This is a genomic window from Ralstonia sp. A12 (assembly GCF_000801955.1).
Lineage (GTDB): Bacteria > Pseudomonadota > Gammaproteobacteria > Burkholderiales > Burkholderiaceae > Ralstonia.
Window position 1 is genome coordinate 292,383 of record NZ_JSZO01000002.1, and the last position, 21,806, is coordinate 314,188.

Here is a 21,806-nt window from a genome sequence, read left to right on the forward strand (position 1 = left end):
CCCCTGCAGTTGGAGCTTGCATGACTTCCCCTGAATCCCACGACGACATCCGCTTGATCGACTGCTCCGAGGCTGAGCACGCGTCGGCCATCCTGGAGATCCTGAACGAGGCCATCGTCAACTCCACGGCGCTGTACGACTACGTGCCACGTCCGCCGCAGGCCATGGAGACCTGGTTTGCCGCCAAGCGCGCAGGTGGCTTCCCGGTGGTGGGGGCGGTCGATGGCACGGGCAAGCTGCTGGGCTTTGCGAGCTGGGGCACGTTCCGCGCATTTCCCGCCTACAAGTACACGGTGGAGCACAGCGTGTACGTGCACCATGCATGCCGCGGTCGCAAGCTTGGCGAGCGGTTGCTGCGCGAGCTGATCCGGCGCGCGAAAGAGAAGCAGGTGCACGTGCTGGTGGGCTGCATTGATGCGGCCAATGCGGCGAGCATCGGCCTGCACGCCCGCCTCGGGTTCGTGCACGCGGGCACCGTCAAAGAGGCCGGCTTCAAGTTCGGCCGCTGGCTGGATGCCGCGTTCTATCAACTGAACCTGCAGATGCCCGAGCAACCGGTCGACGGTTGATTGCTGCACCAGCAACAAGGCTCGGCAGCAACAAGCAGACGCCCTAGTGAAAAAAGACTAGGGCGCGCGCACAAGGCCAGCGCAATCGTTGTCACCCGCGCGCGCGTTTTCGGGGCAAACGTGTGTCGCCCTGAACGGCTCGTGAAGGTGTGAACGATCGTGCGGCGCACCACGAAAACGTGGCGCGCAGGCGCCTTGATTGGTCATTCGCGCCCGCCTATGCTTGGTTCTCCTGCAGGCCGGCACAGCACGCTCTCTCTCATCTTCATCGGCTCTTGCAGTGCTCATGGTGTCAGTGAATCAAGCCTATCGTCACGGCGGCCTTTCCGTGACCGACAAACTGCCGGAGTCGACTGTGCTGAGTCCCCATGAATTTGCCGTCCTGCTTCTCGTCAACGATGGTGCCGAGCCCGATGAACTGGATCGCGCGGATGTTGAAGCGCTGATCGAGCGGCAGCTCGTCACGCTGGAGCATCGTGGCCCCGACCGCTGCTACGCGCGGGTGACGCTCCAGGGCTATGTCTTCCTCAAAGCGTCGGGCCATGTTCGCGCAAGCGGCCGAAGATTGGCTGCGGCAACCGCGCACTAAGCGTGGTTTCAAGCACGCGCTTCTCCCTGTTCCTGGTGTGAGCCATCTCGGCTTCCGGTCGTGATGGTTGCGGCTTGCTGCTTCCAGAGCGCGTGGCTTTCGGAGCACCGCCGACCGTCGGCTGCACGCGAACGGTTGTGATCGTTCTGATTGCAACCCAATCGACACATGGCTGATTTCTGCCCCGGCGCAAGTGCGCGGGGCGAGCTTCTTGCTGAGTAACAGATGTCCACCTCTGTGCGGGATGTTGCGGGCACACGGCCTTCGTGGACCGGCGCGTCAGCACCGCCGGGTGAGGCGCCATGAACCTCACGAGGAGCCACCATGAAAACCAAACACACGTTGATTGCCGCACTCTTTGCCCTGGCCGGAACCGCCGCCTATGCGCAGACGGCGCCGCCCATGCCGGGCCCGGAAGAGCATCACGAACTCCGCCAGGACCACGAACGCGCAGAGAAGCGAGCCGAGGAACACCACGAGATGGCGCGTGACCGCCAGCAGATGCAGATGCACGAAAAGGCGGCCAAGAACCAAGAGCGTGAACTGCGTGCCCGCCGTGAGCGCGAAGCCCATGAGCATGAGATGCACGAGCGAGAGATGCGCGAGCACATGGAGCATTGATCTGCCAGCGCCATGGCAATTCCAGGGGGCCCATGCGATGCATTCGCATGGGCTTTTTTTCTGGGCTGATGCGCTCAACGGTATCGGTGCAACAATAAAGCGGTCGGTATCCTTCGCATGGAGGCGGACATGCTGAACGTCGGTCAGAGAACAGGTATGGCAGCGCTGGTGTGCATCGCACTCGCCATCGGTACGGTGTGGGCACAGTCGCCGCAATCGTCATCGTTTGAAGGCTTTTCCGTGCCGATCGGCAGCGCGCCGCACGATGTTGCGCCCTCCCCCGATGGCACCGTGTGGTACACCGCGCAGGCGCAAGCTGCGGTTGGGCGGCTGGACCCGCGCAGCGGCAAGGCGGAGCGTGTTGCGTTGGGCACGGGGTCGGCCCCGCATGGTGTGATCGTCGGCCCCGATCAGGCCGCGTGGATTACCGACGGCGGCCTCAACGCCATCGTGCGCGTTGACCCGAAGACGCTTGCTGTTACGCGTTTCCCGCTGCCGAAGAACCGCGCCGGCGCCAACCTGAACACCGCCGTGTTCGACAAGCAGGGGCACCTGTGGTTTACCGGCCAGAGCGGCATCTACGGCGAGCTGGACCCGGCCAGCGGAAAGATGCGCGTGTTCGATGCGCCGCGCGGCCCTGGCGCCTACGGCATCTGCATCACCCCCAACGGCAACCTGTATTTCGCATCGCTGGCCAGCAGCTACTTGGCCCATATCGATCGTGTAAGTGGCACCGCGCAGGTCATCGAACCGCCCACACCAAAGCAGGGCGCACGCCGCGTGTGGGCGGATTCAAAGGGGCACGTCTGGATCAGCGAGTGGAATGCCGGGAAGGTCGGCATGTTCGATCCGGCAACCCACCAATGGCGCGAATGGCAATTGCCGGGTGAAGACCCGCACGCCTACGCCGTTTTCGTCGACGATCAGGACATCGTCTGGCTCAGTGAGTGGACCGCCAATGCGCTCGTGCGCTTCGATCCGCGCACGGAGAGGTTCGAGGTGTTGCCAATGCCTCGGCCGCACGCGCGTGTGCGCCAGATGATGGGGCGGCCGGGTGAGCTGTGGCTATCGGAATCCGGCACTGACCATCTGCTGCTGTATCGGACACAAGCGCAGACGCGTGCAGCAGGGGCGGCAGGAAATTGACAACGGATCGTCGCGTGCGACGATCAATCCGGGTTTGCCGTCGCGCTTGTGGCCGTGGACTCTTTGAAGATGCCCTGCAGGCGCGGCGCGGGAGCCGCTGGAGGTGGTGGCGGCGGGTTTGGCTTGTCGTCACGCAGATGAATATGGTCGAGGTCGGCCTGCAGCTTCTTGGTGTCGGCGGCCAACCGTGCTCTCTCGCGGCTCAGCGCCTGCTGGACAGACACATCGCCCATCATCGACATCGGCCAATACCGCTTCCCAACGCACGCAACGATTTGGCGATCGAACGCCGGGCCGGGGTTCGCACTCTGGTAGGGCGTGCCCAGGTCGTAGACCTGCGAGATTCTGAAGACCTCGTCGCAGACCTCGGGGCTTGGTGCTTTCCTGACGAGTGCAGCAACGGCCTTCTGCGAGAGCGGCGGCGGTGGTTGCCGGCCGTGGCGCGGGTCGTCGGCCGGGCTGGAGTTGAACGACGTCGTGAGCGGGGGCGCAGGCATCGGCTCGGCGGGTGGCAGGAGCCTGTTGGCCGTTGTACTCGGCCCCGGGAACACGGTTGGCTGCGGCGCCGATCCACCACTGATGAGGCGAGCGCCATTCACCAGCACGACGAGCACCAGCACAACCCACCACCCGCTCCAGCGCGATCCGGTGGAGGTGGCGTGCTGCGGCAGCTGTCCTGTGGGCACCTGCTTTCCGCGCTTGCCGGGCGGCAGCGCGGCATACAGTTCTCGCCAGCGCGGCAGTTGGTTGACGTCAGTGATGATGCCCAGCCACGTCGGAAAATTTCTGACCGTGTTCTCCAGCAATACAAAGGAGTCCTGCAACTCCCGACGACTCGGCTCCGACGGATTGCGCAGGCGCTGGATGAGCGCGCGTTGCTGCGCGCGGTCCTTCGGCTGCAGGCGATCGAACAGCGCGCGCTCCTGCAAAGCGCGATCGAGCACGAAACCAATGTTCCCGAAGTTCTGAAGGTGCCGGCGGTCTTCGTTCCAGCGGAACACGTTGGTGGCCGCAACGAGCAGTGCCTCATGGCCCGGCTTCCAACCCTGTGTGAGCAACGCCGCGAACCTGTACTCGAATAGCTCCCGTGCTGTCATGCTGATCAGCGCGTCGCTGGCCATGCGCTTTTCCAGCGCGGCCTGCCACGTGTGGTAATCCGGCATGGTCTTCGGGTTGGCGGCTGCCGCCTCGAACCCATCCATGAAGCTGGCGAACGCGGCATTGGCCTGGGCCACTGCCTCGTCCTGCGGTGCTGGTGCGGGCACGGGTGCTGGTGCCACCGGAGGTGGGGCTGTCAGCTCCGCGCGTAGCTTGGGGACTGCCACGTTCGGCGGCGCAAAGGATGGCGCGGGCGCCGGGCCTGGTGCCGCATCGGCGTCGGATTCTGCGGCTGGGTCCTGCTCCGGTGCGGATCGGCTGGGCTGCCGCGCCCACATCAGCGCAGCGTCATAGGCGGCACGGAGCGCCTGGAAACCGGCTGGGTCGGCCTCCTGGTCGATCTTCTTGAGCTTCTGCGCATAAGCACGCCGTATCGCGCGCTCATCCGCGGTGGTATCGAGTTCGAGTTGCTGCAGAAAGCGCGGCACCATGGTCGTTCCGGTCGCGAATCAGGCTTGGGGTTCGGGTTGCGGAAAGACGCGGATCTGACGCTCGACATGCTCGACCAGCTCGCCAAACTTCTGCCGGTCGGCTTGAATGCGGTGCATCTCTTGCGATGCCAGCGCGGCCTCGAACAATCGGATCTGCGCGCCAAACCATTCGCGCTCGTTACCGCGCAGCTGTTGATACAGCCGTTCCGCACGCGCCATCAGGGTGCGGTTCTCCATCTGATCACGCGGATGGATCTTGAGCGTTGACAGTGCGGCGAGCTTCTCTGCGATCTCCTCTTCAGACAGCAGGCCCGGGTTGTCTTCGATAACGAGGCTCACCGTTTCCTGCGTCTTCTGCACGGTGGCTTCGACCTGCAGCAGGCCATTGACGTCATAGGTGAAGCGCACATCGACCGCACACTGGGCGCGTGCCAGGCTCGGCAAGGGCACCTTCAACGTGCCCAGCAGGATGTTCTCGGTCACAAGCCGCGCCTCGCCCTGGTAGATGTGAAGATCCAACTCGCGTTGCCCCTCACGAATCGGGGCGTAGTCCTTCACCCGGCTGATCGGCACCGGGCTGTTGCGTTCGATGATCGGGTCGAAGTGGCCGTCGGTATAGGAGCCGTCGGCAAGCCGCATGGCCACGGCCACGCCCAGCGAGTAGGGCGCGACGTCTGTCATGACAACGTCATCCAGCGCCGCATCCTTCATCTTCAGGCCAGCCTGCACGGCAGCGCCCAGCGCCACCACCTCATCCGGATTGATCTCGCACTCCGGAAAGCGCCCGAACATGCGGGCGACCATGCGCCGGACCATGGGCATGCGCGTGGCGCCGCCGGCCAGCACGATCTTGTCGAGGTCGGTGCCGCGCAGGTTGGCATCGCGCAAGGCACGTTCTACCGGGGTACGCAGCCGCTGCAGCAGCGGAGCGCAGATCTGTTCGAACGTGGCTTCATCCAGCTCCAGCGTGTACGTATCGCTGTTGTGGACAACCTCGATCGTCGCCGTCGGCTGTTCCGACAGCGCGCGTTTTGCCGCCTCGACTTGCGCGGTGAGGCGTTGCATGAATGCGGTATCGGTCTTGAGTTTGGCCGGTGCCTTGGCCTGCTCGAAGAAACGGTCGACGATGCAGGCGACAAAGTCTTCGCCACCCAGGAAGTTGTCGCCGGCAGACGCCCGGACTTCCATGACGCCCTCAAACATATCGAGCACCGACACATCGAACGTACCGCCGCCCAGGTCAAAGACGAGGAAGCGGGTTTCGGCGCCGAGCTGATGGATGCCGTACGCCAGGGCTGCCGCCGTGGGCTCGTTCAGCAGCCGATCGACTTTCAGGCCTGCCATGACACCTGCCGCGCGCGTCGCCTTGCGCTGCGCATCAGAGAAATAGGCAGGAACGGTGATGATGGCTTCGGTGATTGGCTGGCCCAGCGCGGCTTCCGCGTCTTCCTTGAGCGAGCGCAGGACCAGCGCGGAAAGCTCTTCCGCACGAAACTCGCGCTTGCCGAGGCGGATGGTGCGCTCGCTGCCCATGAAGCGCTTGAAAACGGCGGCGGTCTTGTCCGGATGCGTCTGCAGCCGTTCGCGCGCTGCGCGCCCGACCAGGATGGTGCCGTCTTCGTCCAGGCTCACGCAGGAGGGTGTGAGGTGTTCCCCAAGGCTGTTCGGGATCAGGCGTGGCCGCCCGTCCTCCCAAACGGCCACCAGGCTGTTTGTTGTTCCTAGATCAATCCCGATGATCATCCCGCCCCCAACATCTTTGATGCGGCCTGAATGCGGCCTTTAGCCATGTGTGATTTCTGTCGGATGCGCAACGTGAGTCGCAGGTGCCTGCCATGCCGCTGATGCAGCGATCAATATGGCATCGCGCACTGGATGGCGCGATCAGGCGATGGAATCACGACGCGGCGGCCAAGATACCACGGTAGAAGTGGTGAGGCCGCCGCACAGGAGAGGGGTGTTACGTTGTGGGGCGCGCTGCGTTCAAGCCTCCACTTCCGCCAGCGCCTTGAGCCCCACAGACAGCATGGCCAGATCCGCCTGCCCTGCGGCCACCTGATCGGCAATCACGCGGTTGTAGCGCGCCAATGCTTCTTGCCGGGCGGCTTTCCAGGCGTCGACCAGGGCTTCCGAATCGGCACCAGCAGCAGCGCCTGCCGGTGCGTCGCGCAGCACCGAGCCGGTCAGCCTGCGGCGCAGTTGCCCCAGCTCTTCGAGCAGCGTTGCACGCGCCAGCATCTGCCAGTGGGTTTGCGTGGGCAGGTTGAGGATGCCGCCCTGCAACCACCCATAGCCCAGCGGCTGGTCGAGCGCAAAGTACACCCGCGCGGCGAGCTTGGCGTCGCAGCCGCTTGCAGTGGCCACTTCGGCAATGTCGAGCAGCGACACGCGCGCCGGCACACCTGCCGCCGTGCGCGCCAGAGCCTCGGGTACGCCCTCGTCGGTCAGCGCCTGCTGCTGTTGTGCTGACGTGCGCGCGGAGTCTTCCGTCTGCAAACTGTCCACTTCCGGCGCCAGTGCATCGACCGCGTCGCGGAAGCGCTCAACCGTGGCCGGCACATCTGACATGCGCCGTCGCAGGAACCACAGCGTGGCCCGCTCATGCAACTGCGCGAATGCGGTAAACAGCGCCGTCTGCGTTTCGTGCGGCACCTGTGCATCGAGCCCATCGACCTGCTGCCAGAGCGGATCGAGTCGATAGACCGCGCGCGCCACCAGGCTGGCCCACACCACGGCCAACGGCTCAGCGCCGGTTTCCTCAGCAAGGCGGTGCACGAAGGTCACGCCGGCACGGTTGATGAGCGCGTTGGCGTGCATGGTCGCCAGGATCTCGCGCCGCAGCGGGTGCCGTGGCATGGTCGGGCCGCAACGCGCCAACAGCGGATGCGGAAAGTATCCAGGCAGGCCATCGGCAACGAAGGGCTGATCGGGCAACCCGCTGGCTAGCAGCGTGTCGTACAGCCACATCTTGCTGTAGGCCATCAGCACCGCGCGTTCGGGCGTGGTGAGGCCACCGCTGGCGGCCCGGCGGGCGTCGATCTCCTCGTCGGGCGGCAGGAACTCGATGAGCCTGTTCAGGCGTCCGGTGCGCTCCAGGTAGCGCATCAGCCGCGCTTCTGCATCCAGCCACTGTGTCGTGCGCGTGCGCGCGAGTGAGAGCGCTTGCGTCTGGAAGTAGTTGTCGCCCAGCACCAGTTCGCCCACTTCGTCGGTCATCTCCGCGAGCAGCGTGTTGCGCTGCTTGAGCGTCATCTCGCCATCCGCCACCACCAGGCCTAGCAGGATCTTGATGTTGACCTCGTGGTCCGAGCAATCGACGCCGGCCGAGTTGTCGATGGCATCGGTATTGATGCGGCCGCCGTGCAGCGCATATTCAATGCGGCCCAGTTGCGTGCAGCCAAGGTTGCCGCCTTCAGCCACGACCTTGCAGCGCAACTGGGCGCCGTCTACGCGCAGCCCGTCGTTGGCGCGGTCGCCCACCTGGGCGTGCGTTTCGCTGCTGGCCTTGACGTAGGTGCCGATGCCGCCGTTGTAGAGCAGGTCCACCGGCGCCTTGAGGATGGCGTGCAGCAGATCATTCGGCGCCATCTCCGTTGCCGTCACATCGAGCATGGCCCGCACTTCGGGAGATAGCGGAATCGACTTGACCGTGCGCGGGAAGATGCCACCACCGGGGCTGATCAGTGCCTTGTCATAGTCGGCCCAGCTTGAGCGCGGCAGGTTGAACATGCGCTCGCGCTCGGCAAAGCTGGTGGCGGCATCGGGTGATGGATCGAGGAAGACATGCCGATGGTCGAACGCCGCCAGCAGGCGGATATGGCGCGAGAGCAGCATGCCGTTGCCGAACACGTCGCCCGACATATCGCCCACACCCACCACCGTGAAGTCCTGCGATTGCGTATCGACGCCCATCTCACTGAAGTGCCGCTTGACTGATTCCCACGCGCCGCGTGCGGTGATGGCCATCTTCTTGTGGTCATAGCCGACCGAGCCGCCCGAGGCAAACGCATCGCCCAGCCAGAAGCCATATTCCGCAGAGATGGCGTTGGCATAGTCCGAGAACGTGGCGGTGCCCTTGTCGGCGGCCACCACCAGATAGGGGTCGTCCCCGTCGTAGCGCACCACGTCGTGTGGCGGCACGAGACGGCCGTCGACGTAGTTGTCGGTCAGGTCGAGCAGGCCGCGCAGGAAGGTCTGGTAACACGCCACGCCTTCGGCCAGATACGCATCACGATCACCAGCCGGTGGCGGTTGCTTGACGATGAAACCACCCTTGGAGCCGACCGGCACGATGACGGTGTTCTTGACCATCTGCGCCTTCACCAGCCCCAGTACTTCGGTGCGGAAATCCTCGCGCCGATCAGACCAGCGCAGCCCGCCGCGGGCAACCTTGCCGCCACGCAGGTGCACGCCCTCCACGCGCGGTGAATACACCCAGATCTCGAACATCGGCTTGGGTTCGGGCAGGCCCGGCACGCGTGCGGGGTCAAACTTGAACGACAGGTAGGGCTTGGATTGCCCTGTCTGCTCCTTGTCTGCCGCACTCTGGAAGTAGTTGGTGCGCAGCGTGGCCTCCAGCACGCCCAGGAACTGGCGCAGGATGCGGTCTTCGTCCAGGTTCGGCACTTCTTCCAGCGCTTCGGCAATCTGCGCGCGCAGCTTGTCGGCATCGCGCGTGCGTTCGGTGTCATTGAGTGCGGGGTCGAAGCGCACCAGAAACAGGTGGACCAGCGCCCGGGCGATGGACGGATTGCTCGTTAGCGCGCTCTCCATGTAAGCGTTGCTGAACGTCGAGCCAATCTGGCGGATGTAGCGCGCATACGCACGCAGAATGCGCACCTCACGCCAGGTCAGGCCGGCCTGCAGCACGAGACGGTTGAGATCGTCGTTCTCGACTTCGCCGGTCCAGATGCGGGCGAAGGTGTCTTCAAAGCGCACACGGGCTTCATCGAGGTCGACTTCGCTGCCGTCGATGGTCTCCATGCCGAAGTCGTGCATCCAGATGGGGGCCGCATCGGCGGGTTCGATGCAGTAAGGGCGCTCTTCGTTGACACGCACACCAAGGTGCTCAAGCATCGGCAGGCTGCGCGAGAGCGAGGTTGGCTCACCCGCGCGGTAGATCTTGAAGCGCAGGGCGCCGGCGGGGGCTTCGAGCGGCCGGTAGAGCTGCATCGTGAGCATGCCGTCAGCGATGGCCTCCGGCGCGGATGCCAGCAGCGGCTCCATCAACTCGATGTCGCGTACGGCAAGGCGTGCAGGGTAGTCCTCCCGAAAGCCGGCGGGGAAGGCATCGCCATAGCGGCGCAGCAGGCGGTTGCCGCGCTCCTCGCCGCCGCGCTCCAGCAGGGCGTCGGCCAGGTCGTCCTGCCAGCGTCGCGCAGCCTGCACGATGCGCTCTTCCAATTCGGGCACGTCCACTTCGGGCACGTTGCCCGGCTGTGTGCGCACGGTGATGTGGATGCGCGCGAGCATCGATTCCGACAGCAGCGGCGTGAACTCAACGGTGGTGCCGTGATAGGCCTCCTGCAGCAGCTTCTGGATGCGCATGCGCAGGTCGGTGTTGAATTTTTCGCGTGGCACGAAGACGAGGCACGAGACGAAGCGGTCAAAGCGATCACGCCGTACGAACAGCCGTGTACGTTGCCGCTCCTGCAGCCGCAAGATGCCAAGCGCGGTGTCGTGCAATTCTTCAGCGTCGATCTGGAACAGCTCATCGCGCGGATGCTGTTCAAGAATGGTTTCGAGCGTTTTAGCCAGGTGCCCGTTCGGCAAGAAGCCGGTACGTGCGATCACGCTGGCGACCTTGCGCCGTGCCAGCGGAATGCTCTCGGCAGGGACCATGTAGACGGTAGAGGTGTACAGCCCCAGGAAACGCCGCTCGCCGCAAGCGCGGCCGTCCGCATCGAAGCGTTTGACGCCAACGTAGTCGAGGTAACCGGGCCGGTGCACGGTTGCGCGCGAGTTGGCCTTGGTCAGGAAGATTGGCGCGGGTGCGTTGATGATCCTGACGGCCCCGGGGGCGAGCCGTGATAGGTCGGGGCTGTTCGGATCACGCAGCGCCTCGCGCAGTACGCCAAGCCCGGTGCCCGGCAGACCCTGCAGATAGTGGCCTTCTTCCTTGACGACCAGTTCATAGTCGCGATAACCCAGGAAAGTGAAATGCCGTTCGAGCATCCAGGCGAGGAAGGCCTGCGCTTCGGCAATCTCTGTACGCTCGGTCTCGTCGGCGGAGGCTTGTGCCGCGCGTGCGGCAAGCGCGTCGATGGTGGACTGGGCCGCTGCCTGCATCGGCTTCCAATCTTCCACTGCGGCGCGCACGTCGCGCAACACGCGTACCAGGCCGTCGTGCAATGCCTGCATCCGCTGCGGCTCGGAGAAGCGATCGACCTCGATATGGATGTAGGACTCGTAGCGCCCATTCTCGTTGGCGCTGCCGTTGGTGGCGCCATTCGCATCGGCGGGCGGGTCGGGTCGATCGCCCGCGAGCGCTACCGGCCGCTGCACACCGCCGGCTTCGACCGCCAGTCGCGTGCCGGACGCATCGCGCCGCATGCGGTAGACCGGATGGAAGCCCGAATGCAGTGCCAGCCCCTGCCTGTTGATCTCCATGGTGACGGAGTCGAACAGGAACGGCATGTCGTCGTTGACGATCTCGACCACCGTGTGGCCGCTGTACCAGCCGTGCTGTTCAAGGCTCGGGTTGTAGACCCGGACGCGTGGTTGCCCTGACACGAACTTCTGGCCGAGTTGCCAGTGGGCCATCGCCGCACCGTAGAGATCGGCCACGCTGCGCGAGACAACGTCTTCGGGATCGGCCAGCCCGTAGTAATGCCGCATGAACGGCTCGAACAGCGCGGCAATATCTGGCGCACGTCCGCGTGCGAGAGCCACTGCATCCGCCATGTGCTGGCGGACTTTTTCTTCGTGCTGGGCAGACATCGGCTATCTCCCGAAAAGCGCAGAAAAAGAGCTTTTCCATGGTAGGCCGCGTGCTCTTGGGTGGCAACGTGCAACCCGTGTCAGCCGAAAGGAGGGAAGCGGATCAGGCGCGTTTTTTTGTGCGGCGCGTTTGCAGGTCTGCCGACGGCGCCTTTGCTGCGCCTTGCGTGATCTTGTCCAGCACGCGCTTGGTCCGCCCTTCACAGCTCTCGTTTTCTGCGCGGTTGGTGATGTCGTCCACGAGCGCACGCAAGTGGTGTTTGCTCTGCGCCAGACGCTGCTCGAGCAATTCGATCTCGCTGATTTTGCGGTGCAGCGCTTCCAGCAATTCCTGGTGCGACCACTTGTCCAGATCGGGCGGCAGGATGGCGCGGATTTCGTCCAGGGAGAACCCCGCCCCCTGCGCACACAGGATGATCTCCAGCCGGGTCAGCGCATCCGGTGAGTATTCGCGATAGCCGTTGGTTTGCCGCTGCGCGGGCTGCAGCAGGCCGCTCGCCTCGTAAAAGCGGATGCGCGAGGCGGCTACGCCACTTAGCTCCGCCAGTTCACCGATTTTCATACGCATGCTCCGGGGCTTGACATTAAAGTCAACTTTAAGCTTAACGTTAGGGTGTCGTCAAACCGGGATGCCCCTCATGAAGCTGTTCACCCCTCTCACGCTGCCCAATGGTGCGGTGATTGCCAACCGCCTGGCCAAAGCCGCCATGGAAGAGAACATGGCCGATGCGGACCACGCACCGTCCGATGCGCTGGTGCGCCTGTATCAGGCGTGGGCCAACGGCAAAGCGGGTCTGATGCTGACCGGCAACGTCATGGTGGACCACCGTGCCATGACCGGGGCAAACGGTGTGGTGCTGGAAGACGATGCGCATCTGGACCGCTTCCGGCGCTGGGCACAAACAGCGCGCGCTCACGGTGCGCATGTCTGGATGCAGATCAATCACCCGGGCCGCCAGATGCCTGCCGCACTCGGCCAGACCACGCTGGCACCCTCTGCCGTGGCGATGGACCTGGGCGCGCTGTCCAAGCAGTTTCCCGTGCCTCGGGAGATGACCGCCGCTGACATCGCCGACGTGCAGCAACGCTTCACGCGCACCGCGGTACTGGCGGAGCAGAGCGGCTTTACCGGCGTGCAGATTCACGCAGCGCACGGTTATCTGCTGAGCCAGTTTCTCTCCCCGATCACGAACAAGCGGCGGGACCAGTGGGGCGGCTCGATCGAGAACCGCGCACGCCTGCTGCTCGACATCGTGCGCGCGGTGCGCGGTGCGGTGTCGCCGCAGTTTGTGGTGGCCGTCAAACTGAATTCGGCGGATTTCCAGCGCGGTGGCTTCAGCCCCGACGATGCCAAGCGCGTGGTCGAGCTGCTCAACCCCTTGGGCGTTGATCTGGTGGAACTGTCAGGCGGCAGCTACGAGGCCCCGGCCATGCAAGGGCAGGCCCGTGACGGTCGCACACTCGCCCGCGAGGCGTATTTTCTGGAGTTCGCTCGCGACATCGCCGCCATTGCACAGATGCCGTTGATGGTCACGGGTGGTATCCGCCGCCGTGCGGTGGCGGAGCAAGTGGTCGACAGCGGTATCGCCATGGTGGGTATTGCGACTGCGCTGTCGATCGATCCGAACCTGCCGCGCGATTGGCAAGCCGGCAAGAACACCGCACCGGTGCTGCGCCCGATTACCTGGAAGAACAAGGTGCTGGGCTCGCTGGCCAATATGGCGGTGGTCAAATTCCAACTGCAGCGGCTGAGCCAGGGACGCGGTACGCACCCTAGGGTCTCGCCGTTCCGGGCGCTGATGATGCAGCAGTTGGCCAACGCGTGCCAGACGCGGCGATACAAGCGTTGGACAGCACAGCGAGTGTCGCGCTAATGCAGGAAGGTCGCCTGGGCGATGCCTGCGGCGGCGCAGAAGGCCACCACGGCGAGCGGCGGCAGCTTCCACCGCGTTAGCAGGCAGAATCCGACGGCAGCGATTGCAAAATCCAGCGGAGAACGCACTGCGGTGGTCCAGACGGGCGAGTACAGCGCGGCCGCCAGGACGCCAACCACTGCTGCATTCACGCCTGCCAGCAGCGCAGCCATTGACCTGCGCGCGCGCAACGCCTGCCAGTACGGCAATGCGGCAACCACAAGCAACAAGCCCGGCAGGAAGATGCCCACCGTAGCGAGCACAGCGCCCGCCAGGTGGTTGGGCACGCCGCTCATCATCCAGCCAAGAAACGCAGCAAACGTGAACAGCGGGCCGGGCACGGCTTGCGCGGCGCCGTATCCGGCGAGAAAGTCGTTGGAGGTGACCCACCCTGTGGCCACCGTCTGCTCCTGCAGCAGCGGCAGCACGACATGGCCGCCGCCAAACACCAGCGCGCCGGAACGGTAGAACGCATCGAACACGCGAACGGCGCCGCTTGCGTCGGTTTGCGACAGCGCAGGCAACCCGAACAACAGCACGCAGAAAAGCACCAGCGCGATGGCGCCAGCACGGCGGGAAATACGGAACTCTGCACCATGTCCGGACACAGCATTGGCACCAGATGCCGAGGCTTCTCGATACAGCGCAAGGCCAAGCACCGCGCCGAGCGCAATGGCAACGAGTTGTGCATAGACGGAAGTTGTCAGCCCCAGCAGCACGACGGCCGCCAACGCGATGCCGGCACGACGCACATCGGGGCACAAGCGCCGCGCCATGTCCCACACGGCTTGCGCAACCACGGCAACCGCCACCAGCTTCAAGCCATGGATCAGTCCATCGCCAAAGGGGCCGCCAAGCGTGGGCGTCAGCATGGCAAAGGCAATCAGCAGCACAACGGACGGCAGCGTGAACCCGCACCACGCTGCCAGGCCGCCCAACCACCCCGCCCGCAACAGGCCAATCGAGAAGCCCACCTGGCTGCTGGCTGGGCCCGGCAAGAACTGGCACAGGCCCACCAAGTCGGTGAAGGTTGCATCGTCAAGCCAGCGCCGCCGTTCGACAAACTCGCGGCGGAAGTAGCCGATGTGTGCAACCGGACCGCCGAAGGACGTCAGCCCCAGCTTGAGGAAGACCGCAAGCACGCGCAGTGCGTTGGCGGCCTGTGCGGGGCGGGATGCGTGCAGGTTGGTGTCCATGGATGTTCGCGCGAGGTTCAGCGGACGTCTTTTGCCGCTTCCCACAGGTCGCGAGTTCCGAGGCTGTCATGCCACGCCACGAAGCGGGAGCGCCACTGCTCAAAGGGCTCGCCCAGCGAGGGCCTCGGGTCATCGCTCAACGCATAGGCCATCCCCTCGATCAACCATCCGGGGCGGGTTGCGACCGCGTAGTTGCCAAGCACTTCCGCTTGCCGGAAATGGATCAGCTCGTGCGTCACGTAATAGGTCTTCCACCCGCGCGGCGCGACAACCAGGCCGAGATTGCCCACGGCTTCTGCGGCGCGCCGGCCCAATCCGAACGTGTCAGCACAGGCGGATGTCGTGCAGAACACCATGCGCGGCGCGTGCTCGAATGGGCCAACCACATCGGCTGTCTTGGCATAGCCCGCCCGATACAGCCGTTGCGCGTCGTCCAGGCTGGCAACGTTGTCGGTGCAGATGTTGGGCAGGGGGCAGGAAACCCCCGGCATGAGCGACGGGGCAATCACGCGCAGCGGCTTGACGAAAGCCAGCGCCGCAGCGGGCAGTGCAACCAGTAGCGCTGCACTGGTGACCAGCAGGATCCGGTTGAGCTTCATGGTTTGCGTGCGGAGACTGGCTGCAAGTTGGGTGGGGCCGAACATTGTCCGGCATCGCCATCCGATGATGCCTCGCGGTGATGCTCGCCCGCAGAACGGGTACCGCAGGGCTGCTTGGCTAACGGATCAGACGCGGGCGACAACGTTGATCTGGAGTGCCTCACCGCCCGCCGCAATGGCGAGCAGGCGATCCACATTCGGGTGTGCGCCCGGGCGGTTGCGTGCATCGACGGTGTGTTCGGCAAACACGGCCAGGCCATGCTCGGCTGCCTTGGCGTTGAGCTGACCAAAGGCCTGCTGCAGATAGTGATACACCGCCAGCGACCCCTGCTTGCCGGGCTTGTTCTCGATGTCGGCCACCACGGCGCCCTTGCCGTCGACCAGATCAATACGTTCGATGCCGTCAATGGCGGGCAGCTGGGCGAGGTTGTCCTTGAATACGTTGCTTGGCTGAATCACTGAAATCACTCCGTTGGTTGGCCAGGGCGATGCCCCGGAAGCAGGGGCAGCATCTTACCGCCCTTGGCCGTTTGCTGAATCTCAGCGCCCTGCGGTGGACTTGTTCAGGGCAACGGCGGCTTGGATGAGCGCCTTCAGCGCCTTCTCGTTCACCTTGTCGCCCTCGCGAAAATCGATGGCGCGGCGGGTGTTGCCCTCCAGGCTGGAGTTGAAGAGGCCCGTAGGGTCCGGCACGGAGGCGCCCTTTGCAAACGTCATCTTCACGGTTTGCTTGTAGGTCTCGCCGGTGCAGAGGATGCCGTCGTGCGACCAGACCGGCACACTCCATTTCCACTCCTCAACCACATCTGGGTCGGCGGCCAGGATCAGCGCGCGCAGGTGGGCAAGCATCTCGCCACGCCAGTCATTGAGCTCAGCAATGCGTGCATCGATCAGTGCGGATGCGGGTGCAGCGTTGTCCGGCGTGGTCTTCTTCATGGGGTGTGCCTCTGTGATGGGACTAGCAGACCATTCTGGCAGGAAGGTGGCCCGCTAGCCACCCGGAGGCGGTGTCCGGGGGATGGCTCGAATCCTTGTTGGAAAACTTAGAAACGCCTTTTTGTTGTATTTGGAATCAAGGCAAAAAATAATGCGAGAAACAAAAAACAAAATGAATCGGCGCTCAGTTAACGGCAAGTCAAAAAATAACTTTAGCGTTTCCGTGTCGTTCCCCACCTGAGTGGGGGTGCAAAACGATTTCGCCGGGAACCCAAGCGTGATGCGGGTGTGTGGCGCAATGCCCGCCTGCGGGAATGCAATGCCGCAATGCCATGATGGTTGATGTGGCAGTCATCGATTGGTCATCTTTCGACTTCAATAATTGCGCCTCCGATGTTCAGGCAGACATATTGGGCGCACCCTTCTTTCAGGGGGTGACGATTGAATCGAGAGAATTTCAAATGACTATTCGTCACCGTATTACTTTGCTGATCGTGCTGATGTTTGTCGCGCTGGCGGCCATTGGCGGTTATGCGGTCTACCAGACCCGCAGCAGCGCATCAGAGGTCAAGCAGGTGACCGAAGGCGTGGTGCCGAGCGCGCTGGCATCGGCCGATCTGGTATCGCTGGTCAAAGACGTGCAGCTGGCGACGATGGTGCTGGTGTATGCGCCCGACGACAACATCGTCGCGCAAGCCAAGGAAGACCTGAAGACCAAGGAAGCCGCGCTGCGGGCCGCCCTGGAAGTGCAGGCCAAGCGCGCCAACAGCCATGCGCAGGAAGGGCTTGTCGCGCAGGCCAAGGAAACCGTCGACAGCTACGTCGAGGCCATCCAGCAAACCACTGACATGAAGCTTGCAGGCAAGAACGAGCTTGCCCAGGCCTTCCTGTTTGCCAATGTGGCCAGCTATCGCGATGTGCTGGAGAAGATTGTCGAGACGCTGCGCATCGAGAAGAACCGCGAGAAGGACGACGCCATCGCGCAGCTCAACGGCAAGCTGGCCACCACCGCCACGGCTATCGGCGGGGTGAGCGGTGTGGCCATCGTGCTGCTCACGCTGATCGGCATGCTGCTGTATCGCCAGATCACCCGCCCGCTCACGCGCATGCAGGCCGAGATGAGCGAGATCGCCACCAGCCAGGATTTCACGCGCCGCGTGCCGGTGGTGCGCATGGACGAGATCGGCCACTCGGTGGTGGCGTTCAACCAGATGATCGAGAAGATCCAGGAGAACGCCGCGCTGCTCAAGCAGAAGACGGCCGACATCCAGGCGATGCTCCAGAACATGCAGCAGGGCATCCTGACGGTGGTCGATGCCGGCGTGGTGCACGAGGAGTATTCGATCTACCTGGAGTCGATCTTCGAGACACAGGAGATTGCCGGCCGCAAGCTGATGGACCTGATCTTTGCCGATACCAACCTGGGCAGCGATGTGTTGTCGCAGGTGGAAGCGGCGGTGGACGCGTGCCTGGGGCAGGACGTCATCAACTTCGCCTTCAACCAGCATCTGCTGGCCAGCGAAGTGGAAAAACGCATGCCGGACGGCCGCGTGAAGACGCTGGACTTGTCGTGGTCGGCCATTACGGATGAGAGCGACACCATCCTGCGCCTGATGCTGTGCGTGCGCGATGTGACCGAGCTGCGCAAGCTTGCTGCTGAAGCCAGCGAGCAGCGCCGCAACCTGGAGATGATTGGCGAGATCCTGGCGGTGAGCCAGGAGAAGTTCCAGCACTTCATCGACAGCTCCACCAGCTTCGTGCACGAGAACGAACGGATCATCCGCCAGTACTCGCAGGCCGATAGCGCGGCCATCGCGGCACTGTTCCGCAACATGCACACCATCAAGGGCAACGCACGCACGTACAACCTGCAGCACCTGACCAACGTCGTGCACGAGACCGAGCAGACCTACCACGCTCTGCGCGAGCCCGGCAGCGAGCACACCTGGGACCAGGACTGGCTGATGCAGGAACTGACCCGCGTGCGCGAGGCCATCGAGAACTACGCGCGCATCAACGAAAGCAAGCTGGGCCGCAAGGTGGGTGCAGCCCAAGGCGGCGCTGCGCAGGTGGTGCCCGACCCCATGTCGCGCATTCAAGAAAGCCTGCGCCTGCTGGAATCGACCAACCCGGGCAGCCTGTACGAGCTGGTGTCGATGCGCGATGCCGTCTACCACCTGCTGCGCCTGCTGGGCAGCGAAACCGTGGATGAGGTGCTGTCGGGCGTGCTGCAATCGCTGCCGTCGTTGGCCCGCGAGCTGGGCAAGGAACCAGCCGCCGTGCGTATCGACGACAACGGCTACCGCGTGCGCGCAGAAGCCGGCGGCATCCTGCAGAACGTGTTCACGCACCTGCTGCGCAACTCCATCGATCACGGCATCGAAACGGCTGACGCGCGCACCGCGCATGGCAAGCCGGCGGCGGGCACGATCGACCTCGAGGTTGGCGTCGACCAGGGCATGCTGCAGATCGCGCTGTGCGACGACGGTCGCGGCCTGGCGCTGGATCGCATCCGCAATATCGCCGTTGAACGCGGCTGGATTGGCGCGGAAGAGCGCCCAAGCGATGACGACATCGCGCAGTTCATCTTCCGCCCCGGCTTCTCGACCGCCGAGACGGTGACCGAAGTGTCGGGCCGTGGCGTCGGCATGGATGCCGTGCTGGAGTTCCTCAAGCGCGAGCACGGCCACATCGAGCTGCGCTTTACCGATGACCACAAGGGCGCTGCGTTTCGCCAGTTCCAGACCGTGGTCTGCCTGCCGGAGCGCTTTGCGGTGGACAGCGTGAACGCGGCACTCGGCGGCCAGCCGGATGTGCATCTGGACATGGATAAGGAAGCGTCGTGATGGGATCGATTGTTCTGGCCGCGCTGGCCGGCGGAGTGGTGCTGGGTGTGCTGGTGTGGATCGCCCAGCAGCGCCGCGTGAATGCGGTAGCGCGCACGCTGGGTGACGCAGAGCGCCGCATCGCCACGCTGTCGAATGACTTGGCAACGCAAACCGCACACGTGGAAGCCGGCGCGCGAGACGTGCAAACGCTGGAAGCTACCGTCGCGCAGATGCAGAGCGCTGCATCCGATCAGGCAGAGCTTGTCGAGCAACTGCGCACCGAGCTGCAGTCCGCCACGGAGGCCAAGGAGCAGTGGGCCAGTCGCGCCCGGCAGATTGCCGATGAAGCGGTCCGACTGCGTGGCCTGGCGCTGACCTTCGAGCGCTGGCACGAGCAGATGATCTCGCTCATGGAGCAGAACCACGACATGCATGCCAAGAACCAGGAGCTGCAGTCGATCGTGCGCCACGTGGTGATCGTGTCGCTCAACGCATCCATTGAAGCGGCGCGTGCGGGCACGGCGGGGCGCGGCTTTGCCGTGGTCGCCAGCGAAGTGCGCTCGCTTGCAGCGCGCTCGGAAGAGTTGTCCAAGAGCTATCGCAACAGCCTGCACCTCAATGACCTGACCACCACCGCCACGTTCCAGGACATCCAGGCGGGCGGGAAGATGATCACGGCGTCATTGTCGAGCGTCGAGGCATTGGCCAACCAGTTTCAAACCCAGCTTCACTAGGCAGGTACGACGTGATCAGCAGTAACGCGCAAGACAGCTTCGACCGCATCTTCCGCAAGGCCGCGCGCAGCAGGCTCGCGCTGCACGCGGAAGACACCTGCGATGTGGCCACCGCAGCCCAGGGCAACAGGGTCGACAGCATTGGCGGTGAGCAGGCCATGATCCTGACCATCTCGTCCATCGCATTCCGCTTGCTGCTGGTACTGCGTTTTGACGATGAGGACAGCACACGGGCGTACTACACCGGCGAGGCGCCAGGCCGCTCGTTTGACGAAGCCTGCCTGGAGATCGGCAACCTGTGCTGTGGCGCGTTGAACCAGGAGCTGCTGCAGGTGTTTCCTGATCTGGGCATGTCGACGCCCTATGTGGTGAGCGCGCGCTGCCTGCCGTATCTGGACGTGCTCAAGCCGGGATACACGGCCGCTTATACGGTCACGATCAATGACGCCGTGCGGGTGGCCGCAACGGTGTGTGTATGCACCCATGCCCCGCTGAACTTTGTGGCCGACGTGCGTGACGAGGTTGAGTCCGGCGGCGAGCTGGAACTGTTTTGATTGTGCGTCACTAACACAACCTGCCTGGCGTCGTTACACCTCCTAGCCGTACTCAAGCACTGTCTTCGTCGGTGCGCTTGGCCAGGCAGGCTGTGTTAGTGACTCAACGAGAGAGGAAAAACCCATGAGCAAGATTCTGGTGGTCGACGATTCGAGCACCGTGCGCGACGAGGTGGCCGGCTTCCTGAAGAAGAACGGCCTGGCAGTGGACACCGCCGTGGACGGCAAGGACGGCTTGGCGAAGATCAAGGCCAACCCGGGCCTCAAGCTCGTCATCAGCGACGTGAACATGCCTAACATGGACGGCCTGACCATGGTCGAGAAGGTGCGCGGCGAGCTGGGCAACAAGACGGTCAACGTCATCATGCTCACCACGGAAAGCAGCCCGGCCATGAAAGACCGCGGCAAAGCCGCCGGCGTGAAGGGCTGGATCGTCAAGCCCTTCAAGGGCGATGCCGTGCTGGAAACGTTCAAGAAACTGGCGAGCTGAGCCCGGCGCTGTAGCGCCACCCCGGTTTTGGGGCGAAACTGGGTCGTCCTGAACCTCAGGAGGCCGGGGTGCCATGACTGCATTGGCCGATGCCGTGCTCGTGCTGCACGCGTTGCTCGTCCTGTTCATCGTTGGCGGGCTCGTGGCAATTTGGGTGGGCGCTGCACGCAAGCGCAGTTGGGCGCGCAATCGCGTTTTTCGAACCATCCATCTTGCGGCCATCAGCATCGTTGCCGGGCTGGCGGTGCTCGATGTGCCCTGTCCGCTCACGGTGCTGGAGGATTGGCTGCGCACCGGTTCGGCTGGTTCACGCGGCTTCATCCAGCACTGGGTGAGCGCGCTGCTCTACTACGACTTGCCGCTGTGGGTGTTTGCCGTGAGCTACACCGTGTTTTTGCTGGCGGTGGTGCTCACGTGGTGGCGCATTCCGCCACGCCCCAAGGGGGCGGCCCCCTGGGGGTGACGGCTTCAATGCGTCGGCTGTGCAGGCTTGCGTTCGGCCAGCAGCTTCTGGATGGCGGCTTCCGTTTCGGCATAACGCCCTTCGCCAAAGTGCTGATAGACGATGCGGCCATCCGCGTCGATCAGGTACTGGGCGGGCCAGTACTGGTTGTGGAAGGCCGTCCACGTGGCGTAGCTGTTGTCTTGCGCCACCGGATAGCGGATGTCGAAGCGCTTGAGGGCGGCCTGCACGTTGGCAGTCGACTTCTCGAACGGGTACTCGGGCGTGTGCACGCCCACGACAACGAGCCCCTGATCCTTGTACTTCTCGTGCAACTGCTTTACGTACGGCAGCGTGTTGATGCAGTTGATGCACGAGTACGTCCAGAAATCGACCAGCACCACCTTGCCGCGCAGGCTGCTCATGGTGAGCGGCGGTGAATTCAGCCATTGGTCAATGCCCGTGAACTCGGGGGCGGCGCTGCCGTTGGCCGCTGCGTTGGTCGATGCGGGGCTGTAGGCGCGGGCGCCGGTGGCAGCAAAGTAGGCCGCGCCAATGGCAATCGCCACCAGGGCGGCACGCAAGTAGGTGCGCATGATCTCAAGTCCGTAATAGGTTGGGGGCAATGGCCAGCCCGGTCACGCTGGGCCGGCTGCGGAGG

19 protein-coding genes are annotated in these 21,806 nt (G+C 64.0%); 10 read left to right on the forward strand and 9 right to left on the reverse strand.

The window, feature by feature from the left end:
- The first annotated feature begins 20 nt into the window (after window positions 1-20).
- The 4 genes from PI87_RS05695 to PI87_RS05710 all read left to right on the forward strand — a co-directional run bounded on the left by PI87_RS05695 (window position 21) and on the right by PI87_RS05710 (window position 2,925).
- Window positions 21-569, forward strand: coding sequence for a GNAT family N-acetyltransferase (locus PI87_RS05695; RefSeq protein ID WP_039596707.1), 549 nt, complete (start codon window positions 21-23; stop codon window positions 567-569).
- Window positions 570-897: 328 nt separating this feature from the next.
- Entirely contained in the window at window positions 898-1,158 is a 261-nt protein-coding gene (locus PI87_RS28435) for a hypothetical protein (protein WP_442965457.1), read from the forward strand.
- Window positions 1,159-1,482: 324 nt separating this feature from the next.
- Window positions 1,483-1,779 (forward strand): hypothetical protein, encoded by a 297-nt coding sequence (locus tag PI87_RS28015; RefSeq protein ID WP_052321418.1) that lies wholly within the window; start codon window positions 1,483-1,485, stop codon window positions 1,777-1,779.
- A gap of 129 nt (window positions 1,780-1,908) precedes the next feature.
- Entirely contained in the window at window positions 1,909-2,925 is a 1,017-nt protein-coding gene (locus PI87_RS05710; protein ID WP_232313946.1) for a Vgb family protein, read from the forward strand.
- A 23-nt stretch (window positions 2,926-2,948) separates the two neighbouring features.
- On the opposite strand, the gene PI87_RS28020 is transcribed toward PI87_RS05710, so the two are convergent.
- The 4 genes from PI87_RS28020 to PI87_RS05730 form a co-directional block, all read right to left on the reverse strand.
- A complete protein-coding gene (locus PI87_RS28020) occupies window positions 2,949-4,514 on the reverse strand; it encodes a hypothetical protein (protein ID WP_052321419.1) in 1,566 nt (521 codons plus the stop codon).
- A gap of 18 nt (window positions 4,515-4,532) precedes the next feature.
- On the reverse strand, window positions 4,533-6,257 hold the full coding sequence (locus tag PI87_RS05720; RefSeq protein ID WP_039596710.1) for a molecular chaperone HscC: 1,725 nt from the start codon (window positions 6,255-6,257) through the stop codon (window positions 4,533-4,535).
- Between the two features lie 240 nt (window positions 6,258-6,497).
- Window positions 6,498-11,453 (reverse strand): NAD-glutamate dehydrogenase, encoded by a 4,956-nt coding sequence (locus PI87_RS05725; protein WP_039596711.1) that lies wholly within the window; start codon window positions 11,451-11,453, stop codon window positions 6,498-6,500.
- Window positions 11,454-11,556: 103 nt separating this feature from the next.
- Window positions 11,557-12,015, reverse strand: a complete 459-nt coding sequence (locus PI87_RS05730) for a MerR family transcriptional regulator (protein ID WP_039596712.1) — start codon at window positions 12,013-12,015, stop codon at window positions 11,557-11,559.
- A 76-nt stretch (window positions 12,016-12,091) separates the two neighbouring features.
- Between PI87_RS05730 and PI87_RS05735 the strand changes: the two genes are divergently transcribed.
- Window positions 12,092-13,327, forward strand: a complete 1,236-nt coding sequence (locus PI87_RS05735; protein ID WP_039596890.1) for an NADH:flavin oxidoreductase/NADH oxidase family protein — start codon at window positions 12,092-12,094, stop codon at window positions 13,325-13,327.
- On the opposite strand, the gene chrA is transcribed toward PI87_RS05735, so the two are convergent.
- The 4 genes from chrA to PI87_RS05755 form a co-directional block, all read right to left on the reverse strand.
- Window positions 13,324-14,562: a chromate efflux transporter gene (gene chrA, locus PI87_RS05740; RefSeq protein WP_039596713.1), complete on the reverse strand. Its 1,239-nt coding sequence runs from the start codon at window positions 14,560-14,562 to the stop codon at window positions 13,324-13,326. The genes PI87_RS05735 and chrA overlap by 4 nt on opposite strands.
- A gap of 17 nt (window positions 14,563-14,579) precedes the next feature.
- The gene (locus tag PI87_RS05745; RefSeq protein ID WP_039596891.1) at window positions 14,580-15,161 is read right to left on the reverse strand and encodes a hypothetical protein; all 582 of its coding nucleotides are present in this window, start codon (window positions 15,159-15,161) and stop codon (window positions 14,580-14,582) included.
- A 126-nt stretch (window positions 15,162-15,287) separates the two neighbouring features.
- Complete coding sequence (locus PI87_RS05750) at window positions 15,288-15,620, reverse strand: DUF2322 family protein (protein WP_039596714.1); 333 nt, start codon at window positions 15,618-15,620, stop codon at window positions 15,288-15,290.
- A gap of 81 nt (window positions 15,621-15,701) precedes the next feature.
- Window positions 15,702-16,097: a DUF1801 domain-containing protein gene (locus tag PI87_RS05755; RefSeq protein ID WP_039596715.1), complete on the reverse strand. Its 396-nt coding sequence runs from the start codon at window positions 16,095-16,097 to the stop codon at window positions 15,702-15,704.
- 461 nt (window positions 16,098-16,558) lie between these two features.
- On the opposite strand from PI87_RS05755, the gene PI87_RS05760 reads away from it, so the two are divergent.
- The 5 genes from PI87_RS05760 (at window position 16,559) to PI87_RS05780 (ending at window position 21,166) form a co-directional block, all read left to right on the forward strand.
- Window positions 16,559-18,943 carry a HAMP domain-containing protein gene (locus tag PI87_RS05760; RefSeq protein WP_039596716.1) on the forward strand — a complete coding sequence of 795 codons (2,385 nt, stop codon included), beginning with the start codon at window positions 16,559-16,561 and terminating at the stop codon, window positions 18,941-18,943.
- On the forward strand, window positions 18,943-19,659 hold the full coding sequence (locus tag PI87_RS05765; protein ID WP_039596717.1) for a methyl-accepting chemotaxis protein: 717 nt from the start codon (window positions 18,943-18,945) through the stop codon (window positions 19,657-19,659). The genes PI87_RS05760 and PI87_RS05765 overlap by 1 nt, the downstream gene beginning before the upstream one ends.
- Window positions 19,660-19,670: 11 nt before the next feature.
- Complete coding sequence (locus tag PI87_RS05770) at window positions 19,671-20,213, forward strand: hypothetical protein (RefSeq protein WP_039596718.1); 543 nt, start codon at window positions 19,671-19,673, stop codon at window positions 20,211-20,213.
- A 124-nt stretch (window positions 20,214-20,337) separates the two neighbouring features.
- Window positions 20,338-20,703 carry a response regulator gene (locus PI87_RS05775; RefSeq protein ID WP_021193405.1) on the forward strand — a complete coding sequence of 122 codons (366 nt, stop codon included), beginning with the start codon at window positions 20,338-20,340 and terminating at the stop codon, window positions 20,701-20,703.
- Between the two features lie 73 nt (window positions 20,704-20,776).
- Complete coding sequence (locus tag PI87_RS05780; protein WP_039596719.1) at window positions 20,777-21,166, forward strand: DUF2784 domain-containing protein; 390 nt, start codon at window positions 20,777-20,779, stop codon at window positions 21,164-21,166.
- 5 nt (window positions 21,167-21,171) lie between these two features.
- Here PI87_RS05780 and PI87_RS05785 read toward each other — a convergent pair whose 3' ends face one another.
- Window positions 21,172-21,741, reverse strand: a complete 570-nt coding sequence (locus PI87_RS05785; protein ID WP_039596720.1) for a thioredoxin family protein — start codon at window positions 21,739-21,741, stop codon at window positions 21,172-21,174.
- Window positions 21,742-21,806: the final 65 nt, after the last annotated feature.